The following is an 18,220-nucleotide window of genomic DNA, read 5'->3' as shown; positions in this document are numbered from 1 at the left end:
CCGGCTGCAATGTTCCACCGCCTGACTGAGCGCTCTGGCCGACCGTGGGGGGAGGCCGAGCAAGGAACATTTACCTCATCCCCCGGTTGGACAGGGGGCACGGCAGCACTGCGCCGTGCGCGAAAAACCATGAGAGGAGTGCCAAACATGGCTAGATCAAGACAGTTTGAGGCTGACCGCGAGGGTGGCAGATCATCCCAAGACGAAAACAGATATGCACGAGACCGCGAGTCACATCAGGATGCGGGCTATGGCCGCGGCTACGGCATGGCGCATGAATATGACAACCGCAGCCCGGCTGACCACCGCAGTCAGGGTGGATATGGCGGCCGGCAGGGTGATGACTACGCCCAAAGCCGGATGATGGACGAAGGATCGGGCAGCGGGTATCGCGGCCGCGAGAGCGCGCAGTCTTCCCACGATGAGGGCGGCTACGGCTATGGTCAGAGGTCGAGCGGGCCTTACGGATACAGCCAGCCTTCTTTTGGACCCTATGACCGTGGTGGCTATGGCGGCCAAGGCCGAAGTTCGGGTTATGGCGATCAGCGTCAGGGCGGCTATTCGGAAGAGCGCGGCTTTCTCGAAAAGGCTGGCGACGAGATATCGTCTTGGTTTGGCGACAATGATGCGCAGCGTCGGCGCGACAACGATCACCGGGGCAAAGGCCCCAAGGGTTACACCCGGTCCGATGACCGTATTCGCGAAGATGTGAATGACCATCTGAGTGACGATTCATGGCTCGATGCTTCGGACATCGAGGTCAGCGTGTCTGGTGGCGAGGTGACGCTTACCGGACAGGTGGACTCGCGTCAGAGCAAGCGCCGCGCCGAAGACTGTGTCGATCGCATTACGGGCGTGACCCATGTGCAGAATAATCTGCGCGTGAAATCGCAAAGCCTGTCAGGTTCGGTGGATGACATGACGTCTTCTTCCGGGTCGAGCGCCAAAGGCTCAGTGGGCCAAGGGAAGACACAGGCCTAAGGCGGGCCTCGGTTTGAAAGTGTATTGGCGCGCCCCGCGGGGGCGCGCCATTTTTCTTTGCTCCGAAGACGGCGGAACTGGCTCGAGACGAAAGCCGCGCCTTCCGGACCCGTCATCGGGAACAAATGGCCAAGCGGCCAGTTGGAAGGCGGTGGGTCGCAACGATGCCGCGGGATAGACCTTCCCCCGATGGCGCTTGTGGGCGGCCGCACAGCAGGCTTGGCGACTTAGGTCGCGTCAGCAGCAGTGTTGCACAGGCCCGGACAGAGCAGAGGCGTTGCGCATCGCCTGATCAAGACGACGCAAGGCCCGAATTTTTACGCAATGGAGACGGCAATGAAACTGACCTTTCTTACAGTGACGATGGCAGCGCAACTGGCAGCAACCGTAGCGATGGCACAGACCAGCGACGGCACCAGCGGGACTTCGGCAATGTCGGGCACCTTCGGGTCTGACTGGTCGACTTCGCTGGGTTCCGCGATGTTCGGCGAAGATGGCAGCACGGTCCGTTCGACCAGCGAGATCGAAGCGCAATGGCAGACGTTGTCGGAAGAAGACCGGACGATGATCCGCCGCGACTGCATGGTGTTCATGCAAGGCTCGGCAGGCAGCATGGGCGGTGCGGCCACGGGCGATGCAGCGGCATCGGGCACTGTCGGCACAGACAGCACCACGGGAACAAACAGCACCACCGGCGCAGGCAGCGCGACCACGGGTGCCGATGCGACTGGCTCTGCCACGACGGGGGCCGAGGGAGGCACAACCAGCGGTGATGCAGGTGCTGCGGGCAGCGCCACCACGGGCACGGGTGCCGCTGGTTCTGTCGGCACAGGGACCGAGGGCGGCACCGGTGCGGATACGACCACCACCGGAACGGCCGAAGGTGGTGCATCTGGCACGGGCGCGGCAGAGATCGGCTCCACTGGCACGGGCGAAGGTGCCACGGCGGCAGGCGGCTCTGTCACGGGCATGATGGATGTATCGCCCGAAAACATGCAGGCGATCTGCGCGGCAACCGCGAACCTCTGAATTTCCTGCCAGATGAAAGGGGCGCGCTTGGCCGCGCCCCTTTTGCCATTCGGTGACCGATGCCGTCAGGTGCGATACTGCGTTAGCGGCAAGGAAAGATCAAAAGCGAGGCCTTCTGAGGTCAGCCGATAGGACGTGTCGGCATTAAGCTGATAGGAGAGACCCCGTTCAATCAACTCGCGGCCAAAACTGATGCTGCTTTGATCTTTGGCAAGCTGGGACGGGGGCAAGGGTTCTGCAAAGGTCTCTCGCCATGCCAGAACCAGACGCCGCTTGCCCTCTGCGACATGTTGCATGTGCCAATCCACGCAAACCGATCCTCCCGCCCCTGCAAACCCGCCGCTTGCTATGCTCTGTGCCACGAGTTCATGCAGGGCCAGCGCCAAGGTCTGAACCGAAGAGGAACGCAGCCTTATGCCCGCCGGTCCCGACACCCGCAGCCCGGTGGTTTCTTTTATCGCGATCCCATGCCCCTGGAAGACGCTGGCAAGCAATTCGTCAAAGGTGATTTGCCCGTCGTCTCGCAGCTTGGAGAGCAGCCCGCTGGTGCGCGCAATCGAGCCGAGTCGCGATTGGATGACCACGCGAAAATCCTCCAATGTGGCGCTGGAAGCCAAGGTGCGATCGGTCACCGCCATGACCACCGCCATCAGGTTGCGCGTCCTGTGCTGCAATTCGGCCACCAGCGAGCGCAGCCGTTCCTGCATGTCATGCTGACCTTGCACATCGGTCGAGGTGCCAAGCCATTCTACCGGATGCCCCGTCTCGTCCCGCACCGGCAAGGCGCGTGTCTGAAACCAGCGATAGGTATCCGTGGCATGGTCGCGCAACCGGTATTCCGCGCTGAACTTGCCCAGATCTCGAGCCCGGGCCCAAGCCGCCTCTGCCTCTGCCCTGTCCTCCGGATGAACCGCGTCCAACCATCCCGCATTCTGGCTTTGGCTGTTCGTGAGGTTTGTGAAAGCGGTCCACTGGGGGCTGGCCCATGTCCAGCGGCCACTGGTCGCCGCACGCCAGACAAGCTGTGGCATACCCTCGACCAAGGTTCGGAAGCGTGTATCGATGGCGCGCTGGGCGGTTTCTGACCGGGTTTGCGCGACAGCCGCCCAGATTCTCTGTCCTGCTTCGGCCAGAAGTTCCACTTCTGCTTCCGTCCATTGCCGCGCCTCGCAGGTGGTGACGCAGATCGCCCCCGCCGTCTGTCCGCCAAGAATGACCGGCACGCAGAGGCAAGCGGCGATCTGGCCTGCCAGAAAACGGGCCTGCACAAATGCGGGGATGGCCGAATGGCTGCGCATGTCGCAAACCTCGAACCGATCTCCCCGGCGCAGCAGTGTCATTGCCAGGCCGAAGCTGTCCGCACGATAGCTTCCCGCGACCGAGTTCAGCGCGGGGTCAAAGTGATCCTGCGCGACGTGCACTTTCCCGGTGGGTTCATCCAGTTCTGCAAAGAAAGCGCGGTTCACTTGCAAATGCTGTGCGACAAGGCGGCAGGCTTCCTTCTGCGCTGGAAGCGGGGCCGATTGTCGCAAGGCATCGACCAAGGACAGCAGAAAGGCCTGCCGTCCTTCGCTTTGTCGCAGGAATTCTTCGGTGCGCTTCTGATCGTCAATGTCGGTGGTCGTTCCGAACCAGCACAAGATGCGGCCTTCTGCGCCGTGCTGCGGCCGGGCGCGGGTCAGGCACCAGCGGTATTGCCCGTCTTTGCGGCGATTGCGCAGTTCCATCTCGAATGGCTCTCCGCTGCGCAGCGCCGCTGCCCATGCCTGTTTCGCTTTTGACCGGTCATCGGGGTGCAACAGGAAAGCTGACGGCCCGGTCTTTGGCCCGTGAGGATCTTGTCCCGCAAAGTGCTGCCATTGTTCGCTGACATAGCTGATCGTGCCGTCGGCGTCGGCCATCCAGACGACGGACGGGGCCAGATCGGCAAGCTGACGGAATTTTTCCTCGCTTTGGCGCAAGGCGCTCTCGGCGCGGGCCTGTTCCAGCGCCGGCATGATCCGTTCTGTCGCCTCGGCCATCAGGGTCAATTCCGCCGCACTCCAATTGCGCGGCTGTTTATTATGGACAACCAGCCCGCCAATCAGTTTGCCGCCGCGCAAGTAGGGTACGGCGACAAAGGCGCGTGCCGATACGGCCTCGAGCGTGGCAACGGCCTGCGCTGACAAGCCGCCCGTGCGCGTGTCGGCGCAGACTTCAATCTGACCGGTGGCAAACCGGTGACCAATGTTTTGGCCGAGGAGGCTTTCGATCTGGTAATCCTGGACGCTGTCGGCACCGGCGCAATAAGCCCTCCCCACAGCGGCATCCGGTTCTGTCATATCCAGCCAGGCCACGCGGTCCACGCCCAGATGCTCGCCCAAAAGTCGCAAGCTTGACCACTGCACGCAAGCCGCATCGCCCGGTGCGCAGATTGCGTCGGAGAGTTCCAGAAGAAAGGCCTTGCGAGCATTGCTTGCACGCAATTCGGCTTCCCGCGCGCGATGCTCTGTTATGTCACGGAAGATGATCCCGACAATGCGGCTGTCGTCGCCACCAACACGGGCAGCAAAGACATCAAAAAGCCGACCGATAGGTTCGGCCTGATATTCAAAGCGTATGCTGCGACCCGTCAGGACGACATTCGCATAAAGCTCGACCCAGCCCCGTTCCAACTCCGGCACAAGTTCGAGCGCAGTTCTGCCTACAGCATTCTGCATCCCCGTATGTTGGCTAAAGGCGCTGTTGGTTTCCAGAAACCTGTAGTCACAGGCTTGCCCCTCTGGCGTGAAAAGGACTTCCGCAAGACAAAAGCCCTGGTCGATCACTTCGAACAAGCGCCGATAAGCGCCCATGTCTTGCAGAACCGGCGGTGCAGGATCGCCCACGCCGCGGTTCAGTTGCGTGACAAGCGCTCCAACCACGCCGCCATCTGCGCCCCATAAAGGCGACATCACCAAGTCTTGCGCCGGATCAGACGCAGGTGCCGGGTCACTGCCTTGCAGGCGCAGCAGGACGCTTTGGCCCTGTCTGATCGACACCAGAGAAGGCTCGAGAGCCATGCGAAGCTCTGGCGTCAAGCTTTCTGTCCTCACACCACGCAGATTTTCAAAGGCCGAATTGGAAATCAATCGTGGCGGGTCGTCCCAAAGCACCGCCGCCGGAGCCTTTGCCTCCAGCACCAGTTCAGATGCGGCGCGAACGCAATCAGGCCAGGAGCTGCGGGGGCCATACACGGCTTCCCATGCCACAACTTTCTCTTTGCGTGAGCGATCCTGCGGCGCAGCGCGCCCCGGCAAAGGTGAATTCTTGCTGACCATATTCTACCTGTCGAAGACGGGGCCAGCCCTGTCAGAGGTTAAAGACGGCGGCAGGGCAAAAGGTTCCGCGGCTTGTCCTGCGATGATGCTTTTCGGCGGAAATGTTCCGACGCCCTTCGCGATCGCCCTTATCTACTTGTGATTGCGCGGCCAAAGGGGTTGTCTTGGGTGAATGCGTCATGACCCACGCTAAGGTATCATCGTCGTATCGGGATCCGGGGGGCTTTGCATGCTATTCGACTTTCAGGGGCGGCGGGTTCTTATCGCCGAGGATGATTATTTTGTTGCGACCGAACTGGCGAATGAGTTCAGGGCGGCCAATGCACAAGTGATTGGTCCCTGTGCCAGTCTGGCCGAAGCCACCCGTCTGGCACCCACCAGCCAGATGGCCGTGCTCGATGTCGATCTCCGGGGCCAGATGGTTTTTCCTCTGGCTGACCAGATGTTGCAGGACGGTGTGCCCTTTGTCTTTTACACCGGGTTCGATCAGCCTCTGTTGCCCCCGCGCTTTGCCGAAGTCGTCTGCATCAACAAGCCGATGGCTCCGCAGACGACGGTCAAGATCCTCGCGCGGTCAGGTCTTGCCAATCCTCAGACCATTGCAGACCTCGTCCCGCAATTGCGCCTGCGCGCCCGCGAATTGATGCAAGACAAAAGTGCTGCCGATCGTCTTGTCGAATTGACCCTTCGCCGCGCCATCGCCGATCCGGACCCGCTGCCGGTGATGACGCAGGTCGGCCCTTGGCTTGAACGTCTGATGCGCACGCTGGCCGAAGATCACGGGCGTCGACTTTTGCACTAGGGTGTCGGGCTGTCAGTCGGCCAGCATCTGCTGCGGCCGACATTTCATCGCCTGTTTGCACATGCGCTCAACGGCCTCGGCCACCTGCGCGCTTTCGATTGGCTTTTCGATGCGAGCAAAGTGGCGGTATGGGGCGGGCAACATGCTACTGTCATAGGCGGTGACGAAGGTGATCGGCACCTTGCGCTCGATAAGCGCGTCGGCAACTGCGAACACCGTCTGGCCCGCGATGTTGACATCGAGCAAGGCACCATCAATTGCTTCGGCGCTTCTGGCGATTTCCAGCCCTGCCTTGATCATTCCGGCGGGCCCGATCACGGTGACGCCGATGCTTTCCAGATAAGTGCACAGGTCAAGAGCCACGATGTAATCGTCTTCCATGACCAGAATGTTGCAAGTGCCGTCCCGTTGCGTTGTGGCGCGCTCCATACCCCCTCCCTCGGGCTGACCAATCGGTTTGACAGGCGGACAGTGCAAATTTGTCCATTGATGCCCCCGGCGCCCATCGTCGCGCTTAAACGCACATTTCGAGGGCCCGGTTCCCGCTTTCTCGACGGTTTCTCTGGGTGAAATACAAGAGAATCACGTTTTTTTGTGTCTCTGGCACGCATTTTGACTGTATGAAGCCCCCACTTCGACTATCTTGAATGAAGTGACGATTGATTAAGAAACAGAGGGCGGGTCTTGGCGTGAAAACAGATGTCAAAGCGAACCAAACCCCTGATGACATGCTGAATGGCACGGCAGAAGCGGTTCTTGATGCAATTCGGGCAGAGCCCGTTCCACCCGAAATGATGGAACTCGCCCTCAAACTTCAGGCCAAGTTTTCCGAGCAGAATTCGGACGACGCCGCGTCGGACGGTGCGGTTGCCCGACTGTAATGCCAACGATGGCCTGATCGTCAGGGCTTGGCATCGCCCGTATCCGCAGGCCACCCCTTCTTGAACTCTTCGGGGCTGTGCGCTGACCCTTCGTGGTCATCCTGATCATTGTTGCGATCTGGTGACGGCGGGCGCTTCTCACGCGCGGGTTTCGGCTCATTCGGCATCGTTCTTCTCCGCCTGCGGATCGGCAAGGGACTGTCCCGCCTGCTTTTGCTCTCGCTTGGGGCCGGCATCGGAACGATCCGGAGAAGGGCGCGGCTGAATATTCGCCGACTGTCCGGGCGGTTTGGCGTGTGGTTTAGACATGGGTTTCCCCTTTCCGTGGTACGAGGACCCTCCCTCAACGGTGCCGCTGGGCCGATTGTTCCCGCCGAAATGCGACCAGATTTGGTCACGTCTCTTGCGGAACAAATGACACAGCACCCGGTTCTTCTCCCGCCAATGCGAGGCTGCGATCTGCAGCCGGACAGGATCAAGGAGATCATCATGAAGACGAAAACGTTGAACGATCTGTTTCTCGAGAACCTCAAGGACATCTATTACGCCGAGCGCAAAATCCTGAAAGCGCTGCCCAAGATGGCCCGCGGCGCGCAGTCCGAAGAATTGAAAGAGGCCTTCAGCACCCACGCCGAGGAAACACAGGTGCAGATCGAGCGCCTCCAGCAGGTGTTCGAAATCATCGGCAAGCGGGCGGTCGGCAAAACCTGTCCGGCGATTGAAGGCATCATCGAAGAAGGCGAGGAAGTGCTGGACACTTTCAAAGGTTCGGCCGCGATTGATGCGGGGCTGGTGGCCGCCGCGCAGGCTGTCGAACATTATGAGATGGCGCGCTACGGCACCCTGAAAGCTTGGGCAGAAGTGCTGGGCATGGATGAAGTGGTTAAGCTTCTGGATCAGACACTGGAAGAAGAAATGTCGACCGACGAGCGGCTGACGGCTCTTGCGGACAGTTCCGTAAATGCAACGGCCCTTGAAGCAGCCTGACATCCGGTCTGCGCTGTAACGACATGGCGGGCGCCCCTGCACGGGGTGCCTGCCGTTTTTCTTATGCCTCCCTTGAGCCGATGTTCTTCGGATACCACAAACAGTCCTAGCGTTCGCGCAGCGCTTCGTTTGCCTTGTAAAGTGGCTTTGTCAGATAGGTCAGGATGGTCTTGCCCCCGGTCTGCAACTCTACCGTTGCCTGCATGCCAGGCCGGATTTCAAGGTTTTTCTGGCGCTCTGTGAGGTGCTGGCTGTCCACCCGCAGTGTCACTTTGTAATGCGGATCGCCGTCCGGGGTGCGTGACCGTTCATCCCTGAAGGTATCGGCCGACACAAAGGTTACCCGTGCCTGCAGGCTGCCGTAGATGGTATAGTCATAGGCGGATAGTTTGATCGTCGCCATCTGATCCAGCCGCACCTGTGCGATATCGCGGGGCTTCACCCGCGCCTCGACGAAAAGCTCTTCATCCAGCGGTATGATCTGCATGATCTCTTCACCGGGGCGCACCACTCCACCGATGGTCGTCAGCGACAGTTTGTTCACCACCCCCCGCATCGGTGCCACAAGTTCGGTGCGCGACAGCTGATCTTGCGCCTGTTTCAACCGCTGCCGCAAAGAAGCCAGTTGGGCCTGCGTTTCAGAATAGGTGGATGCGCGATCAAGTTCTGCCATCGTGCGCGCCTCGGCAAGCTGTGCCTCAGCATCAGAGGCCGCTTTGCGGGCGCGTGTCACCTCGATCAGAGGTGCGACCTCCTGCTTGTACATCCGCTCCAGCAGGTCGCGCTCGGTCTCCGCCTGTTTGAGGATCGCCTTCGCCCCCGCCACGCGCGCCGATTGCTCAGACATGCGGGCTTCCAGCAACGTGCGCTCTGATGCAACCACATCGGCAACTCGGCGCGCGATGTCGTCGGGAACCACAAACTCTGACCTGCCTTCCAGTTCCGCCTCCAGTCGCAGCTTGCGCACTTCCAGAGTGGCGATCTGATCACTCAGGTCATCCACGGCAGCCTGATACTGCGTGCCATAAAGCCGCGCGAGCGTTTGCCCCGGCTCTACCGTGTCCCCCTCGGCCACGAACAGCTCTGCCAGAATGCCTCCCTCGAGGTTCTGGATGATCTGGGGCCGCGATGAAGACACGATCTGCCCCTCGGCGCGGACAATCTCGGCCAGCCATGCGAACGAGGCCCATAGTATAAACACCACCAGTGAAAGGCCGATCATCCAGATGGTCAGGGAAGGCCCACGCATGCGCTGATCAAGGCCGTGGTCAAAGGTCGTCATGATGCGCCGCCCCCGCCGACCATTGCGGCAGCTTGTGGTTGCGCTTTCATCAGATGCGCCAGAACGGCATCGCGGGGACCATCCACCGCCAGTTTCCCGTTTTGCAAGATAAGCGTGCGGGTCGTCAGCTGGAGGATCGGCACCCGATGCGTGGCGATGATGGCGGTCCGCCCTTCCAACCAGACCCGCAAGCGGCTGACCAGCGTCGTTTCAAGGGTCTGATCCAGCGCTGCGGTGGGTTCATCCAGAATGGCGACGGCGGGGTTTTGCAGCCAGATCCGCGCCCAGCCCAAGGATTGCCGCTGGCCAACAGACAGACCCTCGCCCATTTCCTTGATTTCCAGATCAAGACCGCGCGGATGGTTGCGAACAAAGGGGCCGAGCCCTGCGAAATCCAGCGCTTCCAGCAACCGGTCGTCATCACGTTCCAACTGGGTGGTGTTCAGGTTGTCGCGCAGGCTGCCTGCAAACAGACGAACCTCCTGCCCCAGATAGCCGATCCCCCGGCGCAGATCGCGCGGATGGACCTGCCCCAGATCGACGCCATCAATCAGCACGCGGCCCGCTGTCGGGTCGTAAAGGCCCGCAAGAAGGCGCAACAGGGTCGATTTTCCTGATCCGTTGGTGCCGAGGACGGCAATGTGCTGTCCTGCCGGAATGGCCAGCGCGGCGATGTCGACTGTAGGAGATGCAGACGGATCATAACGGAATTCGAGGTTGCGCAGTTCATATGCTCCGGTCAGTTTCTCGCGGCGCAGATACTTGCGCTCGGCTTCTTCCGCTTGCCGTGCCGACGCAATTGCATCCAAAGCCTCCAGCGCGCCTTTCACATTGGACCAGCGAGCCATCGTTGCAGAAAGCTGCGCCAAGGGGCCCAAGGTGCGGCCCGTCAGGATGCCGATGGCAATGATCGTCCCGACGGTGAAGTTACCCGAGAACACCATGAACGTGCCGACCATCACCGCACCGACATAGGTTGCTTGCTGCACGCCCTGCGCCCAATAGGTCAAAAGCGAGGTCAGTTTGCGCTGCTCGGATGATTTGACTGCGTTCAACGTGACAAGCTCCGCCCATAGGCGCTTTATGCGGTCTTCCCCCCTTGTGATGGTAACCGTTTCAGTCTCGAACACGGCTTCATAGAGCAGTTTTGCTTGTCTGGTGCTGGCCCCCTGCGAGGCCTTGCTCATCTCCACCATCTTCCCGCGCAGCAGGAATCCCGGCAGCACCATGAGGACGCCGCCGGCGATCAGGACCCAAACCAGATTTCCTCCGATGGTGGCGACCAACGCCAGAAAGATCAGGATGAAGGGCAGGTCCGCGAGCGTGCCGATGGTTGAGGCGGTGAAGAATTCTCGCACCGAGCCGAACTCGCGCATCGCGTTGAAGATCTGGCTGGGACGGCGCTCGTGCGGGTTGGCTTTCATGCCAAGCAGTTTTGCCATCAGGCGGTCCTGCACCACCAATTCGATGCGGCGCCCGGTCATGTCCATCAGGCCAGACCGGGCTCCCTTCAGCATGCCTTCGAGGACGATGGCGAGCATCGCGCCCAAAGCCAGCACCCAGAGCGTCGGCTCTGACTGGTGGGGGATCACACGGTCATAGACCTGCAAGGAAAACAGGGCGACGGACACCGCCAGCAAGTTGGCAAAAAGAGAGCCGGCAGCGACTTCGAGCAGTTGCCGGCGATACTTGGAAAACTCCCCCCAGAACCAATGCGCCCCGGCCTTGGGCGTGTGGCGGGACTCCAGATCGGCCATTGTGGTGCGGGCGCGCAGAATGGTGCCCGCATAGACACTTGCAAAATCGGCCTTCGTAACGTCGGCACGGCCGTCGGGGACTGTCGGATCATAAACGGCGATACCATCCTCATCCTCGGAGAGGACCAGCACGATCTGACCCGATGACATTTCGGCAAGGGCAGGCCATAGGTCGGGGGCAGGCGTGGCGGCCTTTTCTACCTTTGCCGTCAGGCCGCATCCCTTCAGTGCGGTGCACACTTCAGCCAGACCGAGGGTGCCCGATCCTGCTGCGATCTGGATATGTTCAAGCAGATCGGCGGCGGCGATCTCGGCGCCAAGAATGCCGGCGTAGACGCTGGCAAGCTGGGCCCGGTTCATGGCGCGATTGGTGTGGCGCGGTCGGGATTTCCGGCTGGCAGGGGCGGGACGTGACGAAACCGGACCAGCAGATGCGGCCCGGCCTGCGTTCATGTCAAAGGAAACCACCCTGTCGCTTGTCACATGCGCGCCCCGTCTACCAGAACGCCACGTTCAAGGGCGATTTGCAGCCGCAGATCCGTGGCGATGTATTTCAGAGCCACCTGGTCGCGCTCTGCTCTGGCGAAACTTTCGTATTGCTGCACAAGTTCAAGCAGGCTGCGGCGACCGACCTTGTATTGTTCGGTAAACATCGAAAGGTTGCTGCCGGTCTGCCGCAAGACCTCCGCCCCTTCGGCTTCCCTGCTCAGCACACTTTGCATTTCCCGCTGCAAGGCGATGATGCGCCGGTTTGCATCTTCTGCGACCTGTGCGGTTCTGCGATCCACCAGATCGGCTGTCGCATCCAAAGCCTCGCGCGTGGCAGAGGAGCCAAAACCGAACGTGCCGCCATTCAGGCCGATGCCGCCGTCCACCCCGCCTTTGCCAAGCGCGGCACTGGCGGTCAGGCTAGGAAGCATGTCTGCCTTTGCCATGGCCGCCTCGGCAATCATGCGTGCGCCCTCGCCACGGGAGCGCGTCACGGCGAGAGGTTCGGGATGCGGCTGATCGGCAGGCAGATTTTGAAGACCGCGAAGCAACGAGAGATCGCGGGTGGTCATCGCGCCCAGTTCGCTCATGGCGGTCAGTTCGGCCTGCCGGTCCGCCGAAAGATTGGCCTGCATCTCGGCAAGTTTCTGCGACAAGACCCGCTGTTCGGATCGATCCGAGATGCCGCCGTCGACCCGCAGCGCCATGATCCGCTCAAACTCGGCAAGGCGGGTGACCGCGCGTTCCGACACATTCGACTGATCGCGCGCGCGTTCGGCTGCCAGATAGTGCCGCAGGCCATCATAGACCCGTTTATTGCCCTCGCTTGCCCAAACAACCGCTGCCACCTCGACATCGGCGGCGGCATAGGCGCGTTCTGCCTTTCGCCTTCCGTTGTCGAACAAGGTCTGCTCCACCAGCAGAGACGCCGCCAGCGTCCCTAGTGAGGTCAGGTTTGCGGATGGGCCGATCTGGGGTAGCCAGTTCTTGGCCTTTGCCTCTGCCCGAAGCCGTGCAATGCGCAACTCGGCCGCCGCAACGCCTGCTCCGGCCTCTATCACGGCATCGGCAACTGCCGAGAACGCGCCACCCGGTGGCAAGACCGAACGGCGCGCCTGAAGATCATCAATCAGCGCAGACCTGACATCGCCCTGCGCTGATAGGGATGCCGCGCGAAGGTCGGCGGGGGCGTCCCCCGCGCCGAAGCCCATCTTGGCAACGCCCGGTATGCCTTCGCCCAGACAGGCCGAGAGCAGAAAGCACATCCCGAGCATCAGGGCAGGGCGTATGCCCTTGACCCTGATGCGTGCCGTTGATTGATGCGGCATGACAGGGAGCCCCCGTCAAACCGTCTGGATATCGTCGTCGAGCAGCACCGTCGCACCCGAGGAACCGACAGTATAGATATTGTAGGTTTCGCCGTCGACTTCACGGGTTTGTCCGGTGTTGACCCCGTCGATGATCTCGACCCGGTCATCCGAACCGCCTTTGATCAACACCGTCTTGTCCGCGCCCGTGATGTTCAGGAGCTGCGCCTCGGTGATCGTCAGATCGGCGTCTGGCGCAAAGGTCAGGTCGATCGCCGAGAAGTCGAAATTGGAAAGACCGGGGCGGGACAGATCGATATCAGGGGCGTTTGTGTTGTTCACGATGAGCAGGGTAGAGCTTTGGTTCCCTGCCAGATCGGTCGTGTCCACAACCAGATAGCTGCCGTCCGGCACCGGTGTGGGCGTAAACCCGTTGGCCCCCCGAGACCCGAAGGTAATGTTCTCGTCGCCCGTCACTTCGTCTATCGAGCGCACGGCGTTGATATGCGAGGCGTTGCCATTCGCGTCGATCCGCGTGAACTCGTAGCTGCCATCCACTTCTTGCGTGACGATCCGGGTCAAACCTGCGCTGACACGTTCAAACTTGACGACATCGGGCGCACCCGGAGCGACAGTGTCGATGACCAGCGGCTGACTGTAGCTGTCGATGTTTCCGGCAAGGTCCTGCGCGGTCACAACCACCCGCGCGTTCAATTCTCCACGCGGCAGATTGCTGCTGCTGAAGGTCGTCGACCAGTTGCCGCTGGCATCCGTGACGATGCGCATCGCGTTGCCCACCACCTGATCGCCCACCATCATCTGGACGGTGACCGTAGAGCGGGGTTCAGACGTGCCGGTGACAAGCAGACCCTCGGACGCTTCACGCGCGTTCAGGTAGCCATCGCCGGACAGCATTTCCTGTCCGGGGCGAAGGGGTGTCACCTCGCGGTCGATGGCAATCGCCTCGCGGTGCACACCCGTGTTGCCCAGACGGTCGGTTGCAGTCACCACAAGTTCTGCCGAAGTCGTGCCTTGGGGAATCTCCGATGCGGGAATGGTGATCGACCAGATCCCGCCCGATACGGTTGCTGCGCGCGCGTCATGGCCATCAAAGCTGACCATCACGGTAGAGCCCGCTTCAACAGTGCCCGTCACGGTCAACCCGCGGCTGGCTTCGGCATCGTTCAGGATATTGTCGCCGCCGGTCGACATGGTGCCACGGGTCAGCGGCACCACCTCGGTATCGATGTTCACCACATGGCTCGCGCTTGCGATGTTGCCAAAACTGTCTACCGCAGTCACTGCCACGTTGGCTGTCGTGGTGCCGGACGGAATACCGGCAGTGCTGACAGGCAGGGCCCATGTGCCATCGGCCGAAGCGCGCACGTTTTCATAGGTGGTCCCGTTGAAGGTAACGCTGAGCGTTGCGTTTGCCTCTGCCGTCCCGGTCAGCGTGATGCCCGCCAACCGCTCTGCCCCGGATATGAAGTTGTCGCCAGCCTGAATGGGGTCGATGCCGACGCTGGTTTGGGTGTCGACCTCAACCATGTGGGTGTCGGTCGCGATGTTGCCTGCCGCGTCGCGGGCAGACACCGAAACAGAGGCGGTGTAAGTGCCGGATGGCAACTCGCCGGGGGCATATTCGATCGCCCACTGGCCGTTTGCCCCCACCGTTGTCGGATGGGTCACGGTGCTGCCCGGAGTGGTGACGCTGACCGTCAGAGCCGCACCGGGTTCACCGGTGCCGGTCAGGGTAAAGCCTTCCGCGCGCTCTGCCCCGGAAATGCGGTTGTCGCCCGCTTGGGTTTCGTCGGTCCCGACCGCGATTTCGGTATCCACAAGGATGTCGCGCCGGGCGCTCGAGGTATTGCCCGCCGCATCGGTTGCAGTCACGATGGCGGTGGTTTCATATGTGCCGCCCGTCGCTGTGCCTGCGGGGAAGGTCACCGTCCAGTTGCCAGAGGCGTCGGTTGTCGCGGGGCGCGTGCTGCCCGCCCATTCGACAACAACCGTAGACCCGGCCGCCGATGTGCCGGACATCGTCACAGCGCCTGCTGCTTCAACGGCATTGACGATGTTGTCACCGGCAATTGCGTTCTGGTCGAAGGCAACGCTGATCTCGGTATCAACATCAAAGCTGCGAGTGACCGATGACGGGTTCCCTGCGGCATCCACCGTCGAAAGGGTGGCGGTCGCCTGATAGGTGCCTGCAGGCAAGGTGCCTTGCGGGAAGGTTTGCTGCCAGTTGCCCGACGCGTCCGAGGTTATCGTGCGGGTCACCGTCTGGCCACCGCCCTCGACAACCAGCGTCACAGTCGTATTGGGGCTGGTGCTGCCCGTCATGCTGAAGCCCGAGGCATACTCGGCCTGATTGACAAGGTTGTTTTCGGTCACCGGGTCAATGGAGACGGGATGCGGAATGGTGTCAATCACCAGCCGGTCGGTAATGACCGTGGTATTGCCCAGCGGATCTGTCGCGGTCACCTTGACGTCAAGGGTGCGCTCTCCGCCTGCAATCTCGGACTGGCTGAACGTGAAGGACCAGTTCCCCTGTGTGTCGATCACGGCATCGCGCGTCAGGCCGCCAACCTCGATCCGAACCGTAGCGCCCGGTTCGCCTTCGCCGGCAATGGTGATGCCGTCGGCATAATCTGCGAGGTTCTCCAGATCGCCCACGCTTTCGGTGCCGGTCGTGACTTCGACCGCGGGGGGCGTCATATCGATGATGTAATCCGGCCCATCCAGAACATGTTCGGTTCCGCCCGGTTCCGTCACGACCACAACCGAGGAATAGCTGCCATCGGCGGGCAATTCATCGCCTTCGAAGTCTACAGCCCAAGTGCTGTCCGACCCGATCACCGTGGTCTGAGTGCTGTTACCTACGGTCACGACAACAGCATCCCCGGGCTCGCCGGTGCCGCTGATTTCAATGACCGGATTGGCCGTGTTGGTGGTCAGAATGTCTTGGTCGTTCGGATTGTTGACTGTCGGCGGCACACGTGTGTCCCCGCCACCACCGGGCGTCGTATCGCCACCGCCGCCGGGTGTCGTGTCGCCGCCACCACCGGGCGTCGTATCGCCACCGCCGCCGGGTGTCGTGTCCCCGCCACCACCGGGCGTCGTATCGCCGCCACCACCGGGCGTCGTATCGCCGCCACCACCGGGCGTCGTATCGCCGCCACCACCGGGCGTCGTATCGCCGCCACCGCCGGGTGTCGTATCGCCCCCACCGCCGGGTGTCGTGTCGCCACCGCCGCCGGGCGTCGTATCGCCGCCACCGCCGGGTGTCGTATCGCCCCCACCACCGGGTGTCGTATCGCCGCCACCACCGGGCGTCGTGTCGCCACCGCCGCCGGGCGTCGTATCGCCGCCGCCACCGGGCGTCGTGTCCCCGCCGCCGCCGGGCGTCGTGTCACCACCACCACCGGGCGTCGTGTCGCCACCGCCGCCGGGCGTCGTGTCGCCACCGCCTCCGGGTGTCGTATCGCCACCACCGCCGGGTGTCGTGTCACCGCCACCACCGGGCGTCGTGTCGCCGCCACCACCGGGTGTCGTGTCCCCGCCGCCGCCGGGCGTCGTATCGCCACCACCGCCGGGTGTCGTGTCCCCGCCGCCGCCAGGCGTTGTGTCACCACCACCACCGGGTGTCGTATCGCCACCACCGCCGCCGCCGCCACCGCCACCTGCAGCCAGGCCGAGGCCGAGCAGACCCGCGCCCGCTGCGCCAACTCCGCCCATGCCGCCGAGCATTGCGGGCGCGAAAAGACCCATGCCTGCGGGTTCATCCCCGATTGCCGAGTCGTCGATCACGCCGTCTGCTTGCGTAAAGCGCAGATCGTCCAGCGGGCTCCATTTTTCCATGGGTTGTGCCGGGCCATATTGCGCCGTCAGCACACCGCTTCCATCACCGGAAAGCATTACCTCGGTGATCTGGTCATTCGAACTCAGATAAAGATGCGCACCGCCCGTTGCATCGAAGTATCCTGCCAGAACGATCACACGCCCATCGGCCAATGTGATGACAAGGTCACGACCTTGCTGTTCATAGGCTACAACGCTCGACGGGGAAATGTTCAGCGAAACGCTGTCACCCGATCCTACTTGAATGAAATTTGCTTGTCCCTCGCCAGCCACTGTCCCATGCTGACGACCGCCCGCAGAAGTGCGGACGGCGAAGTTAATCGCCGTTACCATTTTACTACTCCGCCTCAAACCCGGATCTTTTTTGATCCGATGTGATTATTAGCCCTCGTTCGAGGTGCAATTGATCGGAGGATACAGCCGAACGATCCCTATTTCTAGGGGCTATGTCATGGGACAGCCGCGATTGCGCCGCTTTTTCGCCAAGATTTATTCTGTAAGGTTGTGGGGCGGGTGAATTACATATGCTTAGGGTTGAGCATTTGTTAGCGTAAGCGTCTGCCCGCTGCGTCAAAATAAAACGCCCGCTTGTCATCCGGTTCAAGTGTCACATCACTATCGACACTATGATCGTGTTCTCCGAACAAACGTACGGTTAAAAGCCCATGCGGATGCGTGCGGATATAAACCAGAGTTTCCCCGCCCAGCTTTTCCACATGGCTGACGGTCCCTGTAATTGACCCGTCTTTCTTGATTTGCAGATGCTCCGGACGAATACCCGTAGTTTCTCCCGGTAAACCCAGAGGGCCCGACTTCAGGAAATTCATTTGAGGACTGCCAATGAAACCTGCAACAAAGGTATTGTCAGGATCGTTATAAAGATGCATCGGACTGCCCACCTGTTCCACTCGACCGTCCCGCAAGACCACGATCTTGTCTGCAAGTGTCATGGCCTCTACCTGATCATGTGTCACATAGATCATTGTCGCACCAAGCTCGCGGTGCAGGCGGGCAATTTCTATACGCGTCGCCACACGCAGCGCGGCGTCAAGGTTTGAGAGCGGCTCGTCAAACAGGAACAGTTTTGGCGTTCGCACGATGGCCCGCCCGATCGCCACGCGCTGCCGCTGCCCGCCCGACAATTCCGCGGGCCGGCGGTCCAGCAGCTTTTCCAAAGACAGCATCGTCGCAGCCTTGTCGGTGGCACGCAGGATATCTGCCTTGGCAACCCCCGCTTGCTTGAGCGCAAGCCCCATGTTGTCACGCACGGTCAGATGGGGGTAAAGCGCATAAGACTGGAACACCATCGCAAGTTCGCGTTTGGCCGGTGCCACATCGTTAACGCGCTTGCGATCCAGCAAGATATCCCCGCCGGTCGCGTCTTCCAGCCCCGCGATGATACGCAGCAGCGTCGACTTTCCACAGCCAGACGGGCCGACGAACACGCAAAACTCACCTTCGGCAACCTCCAGATCAACGCCCTTGATCACATCGGTAGACCCGAAGGACTTGGTGACCGACTTCAGTTCCAGCGCACCCATGGCA

General features: G+C 61.4%; 13 protein-coding genes. 6 read left to right on the top strand and 7 right to left on the bottom strand.

From position 1 onward, the window contains the following. Positions 1 to 147 precede the first annotated feature (147 nt). Together G3572_RS09615 and G3572_RS09610 are read left to right on the top strand one after the other, a co-directional pair. The gene (locus G3572_RS09615) at positions 148 to 981 is read left to right on the top strand and encodes a BON domain-containing protein (RefSeq protein ID WP_240335474.1); all 834 of its coding nucleotides are present in this window, start codon (positions 148 to 150) and stop codon (positions 979 to 981) included. A gap of 336 nt (positions 982 to 1,317) precedes the next feature. Beyond that, positions 1,318 to 2,010 (top strand): hypothetical protein, encoded by a 693-nt coding sequence (locus G3572_RS09610; RefSeq protein WP_164611148.1) that lies wholly within the window; start codon positions 1,318 to 1,320, stop codon positions 2,008 to 2,010. A 65-nt stretch (positions 2,011 to 2,075) separates the two neighbouring features. Here the strand turns inward: G3572_RS09610 and G3572_RS09605 are convergent, their stop codons facing one another. Continuing rightward, complete coding sequence (locus G3572_RS09605; protein WP_164611146.1) at positions 2,076 to 5,051, bottom strand: PAS domain-containing protein; 2,976 nt, start codon at positions 5,049 to 5,051, stop codon at positions 2,076 to 2,078. Between G3572_RS09605 and G3572_RS09600 the strand changes: the two genes are divergently transcribed. Next, positions 5,050 to 5,451 carry a hypothetical protein gene (locus G3572_RS09600; RefSeq protein WP_164611144.1) on the top strand — a complete coding sequence of 134 codons (402 nt, stop codon included), beginning with the start codon at positions 5,050 to 5,052 and terminating at the stop codon, positions 5,449 to 5,451. The genes G3572_RS09605 and G3572_RS09600 overlap by 2 nt on opposite strands. Positions 5,452 to 5,538: 87 nt before the next feature. Next, entirely contained in the window at positions 5,539 to 6,111 is a 573-nt protein-coding gene (locus tag G3572_RS09595) for a response regulator (protein ID WP_164611142.1), read from the top strand. A 12-nt stretch (positions 6,112 to 6,123) separates the two neighbouring features. Here G3572_RS09595 and G3572_RS09590 read toward each other — a convergent pair whose 3' ends face one another. Continuing rightward, positions 6,124 to 6,540, bottom strand: a complete 417-nt coding sequence (locus tag G3572_RS09590) for a response regulator (protein WP_164611140.1) — start codon at positions 6,538 to 6,540, stop codon at positions 6,124 to 6,126. A gap of 230 nt (positions 6,541 to 6,770) precedes the next feature. On the opposite strand from G3572_RS09590, the gene G3572_RS09585 reads away from it, so the two are divergent. Next, entirely contained in the window at positions 6,771 to 6,992 is a 222-nt protein-coding gene (locus G3572_RS09585) for a hypothetical protein (protein ID WP_164611138.1), read from the top strand. 489 nt (positions 6,993 to 7,481) lie between these two features. After that, on the top strand, positions 7,482 to 7,979 hold the full coding sequence (locus G3572_RS09580; RefSeq protein WP_164611340.1) for a YciE/YciF ferroxidase family protein: 498 nt from the start codon (positions 7,482 to 7,484) through the stop codon (positions 7,977 to 7,979). Between the two features lie 106 nt (positions 7,980 to 8,085). Here the strand turns inward: G3572_RS09580 and G3572_RS09575 are convergent, their stop codons facing one another. The 5 genes from G3572_RS09575 to G3572_RS09555 all read right to left on the bottom strand — a co-directional run bounded on the left by G3572_RS09575 (position 8,086) and on the right by G3572_RS09555 (position 18,216). Beyond that, the gene (locus tag G3572_RS09575) at positions 8,086 to 9,261 is read right to left on the bottom strand and encodes a beta-barrel domain-containing protein (RefSeq protein ID WP_164611137.1); all 1,176 of its coding nucleotides are present in this window, start codon (positions 9,259 to 9,261) and stop codon (positions 8,086 to 8,088) included. Beyond that, positions 9,258 to 11,471: an ATP-binding cassette domain-containing protein gene (locus G3572_RS09570; protein WP_164611338.1), complete on the bottom strand. Its 2,214-nt coding sequence runs from the start codon at positions 11,469 to 11,471 to the stop codon at positions 9,258 to 9,260. The genes G3572_RS09575 and G3572_RS09570 overlap by 4 nt, the downstream gene beginning before the upstream one ends. Before the next feature lie 26 nt (positions 11,472 to 11,497). Continuing rightward, complete coding sequence (locus G3572_RS09565) at positions 11,498 to 12,835, bottom strand: TolC family protein (RefSeq protein ID WP_164611135.1); 1,338 nt, start codon at positions 12,833 to 12,835, stop codon at positions 11,498 to 11,500. Between the two features lie 15 nt (positions 12,836 to 12,850). Then, positions 12,851 to 17,008: an Ig-like domain-containing protein gene (locus G3572_RS09560; RefSeq protein WP_164611133.1), complete on the bottom strand. Its 4,158-nt coding sequence runs from the start codon at positions 17,006 to 17,008 to the stop codon at positions 12,851 to 12,853. A gap of 212 nt (positions 17,009 to 17,220) precedes the next feature. Next, positions 17,221 to 18,216 carry an ABC transporter ATP-binding protein gene (locus G3572_RS09555; protein WP_164611131.1) on the bottom strand — a complete coding sequence of 332 codons (996 nt, stop codon included), beginning with the start codon at positions 18,214 to 18,216 and terminating at the stop codon, positions 17,221 to 17,223. Positions 18,217 to 18,220: the final 4 nt, after the last annotated feature.

Source organism: Pseudotabrizicola algicola (genome assembly GCF_010915705.1).
In the GTDB taxonomy this organism is placed as follows: Bacteria; Pseudomonadota; Alphaproteobacteria; order Rhodobacterales; family Rhodobacteraceae; genus Pseudotabrizicola; species Pseudotabrizicola algicola.
This window is presented reverse-complemented; position numbering and strand designations above follow the sequence as displayed.

Coding starts and splice junctions, on each gene's coding strand:
- G3572_RS09615 (WP_240335474.1), top strand. CDS start 148: ATGGCTAGATCAAGACAGTTTGAGGCTGACCGCGAGGGTGGCAGATCA.
- G3572_RS09610 (WP_164611148.1), top strand. CDS start 1,318: ATGAAACTGACCTTTCTTACAGTGACGATGGCAGCGCAACTGGCAGCA.
- G3572_RS09600 (WP_164611144.1), top strand. CDS start 5,050: ATGCGAAGCTCTGGCGTCAAGCTTTCTGTCCTCACACCACGCAGATTT.
- G3572_RS09605 (WP_164611146.1), bottom strand. CDS start 5,051: ATGGCTCTCGAGCCTTCTCTGGTGTCGATCAGACAGGGCCAAAGCGTC.
- G3572_RS09595 (WP_164611142.1), top strand. CDS start 5,539: ATGCTATTCGACTTTCAGGGGCGGCGGGTTCTTATCGCCGAGGATGAT.
- G3572_RS09590 (WP_164611140.1), bottom strand. CDS start 6,540: ATGGAGCGCGCCACAACGCAACGGGACGGCACTTGCAACATTCTGGTC.
- G3572_RS09580 (WP_164611340.1), top strand. CDS start 7,482: ATGAAGACGAAAACGTTGAACGATCTGTTTCTCGAGAACCTCAAGGAC.
- G3572_RS09575 (WP_164611137.1), bottom strand. CDS start 9,261: ATGACGACCTTTGACCACGGCCTTGATCAGCGCATGCGTGGGCCTTCC.
- G3572_RS09570 (WP_164611338.1), bottom strand. CDS start 11,471: ATGAACGCAGGCCGGGCCGCATCTGCTGGTCCGGTTTCGTCACGTCCC.
- G3572_RS09565 (WP_164611135.1), bottom strand. CDS start 12,835: ATGCCGCATCAATCAACGGCACGCATCAGGGTCAAGGGCATACGCCCT.
- G3572_RS09560 (WP_164611133.1), bottom strand. CDS start 17,008: ATGGTAACGGCGATTAACTTCGCCGTCCGCACTTCTGCGGGCGGTCGT.
- G3572_RS09555 (WP_164611131.1), bottom strand. CDS start 18,216: ATGGGTGCGCTGGAACTGAAGTCGGTCACCAAGTCCTTCGGGTCTACC.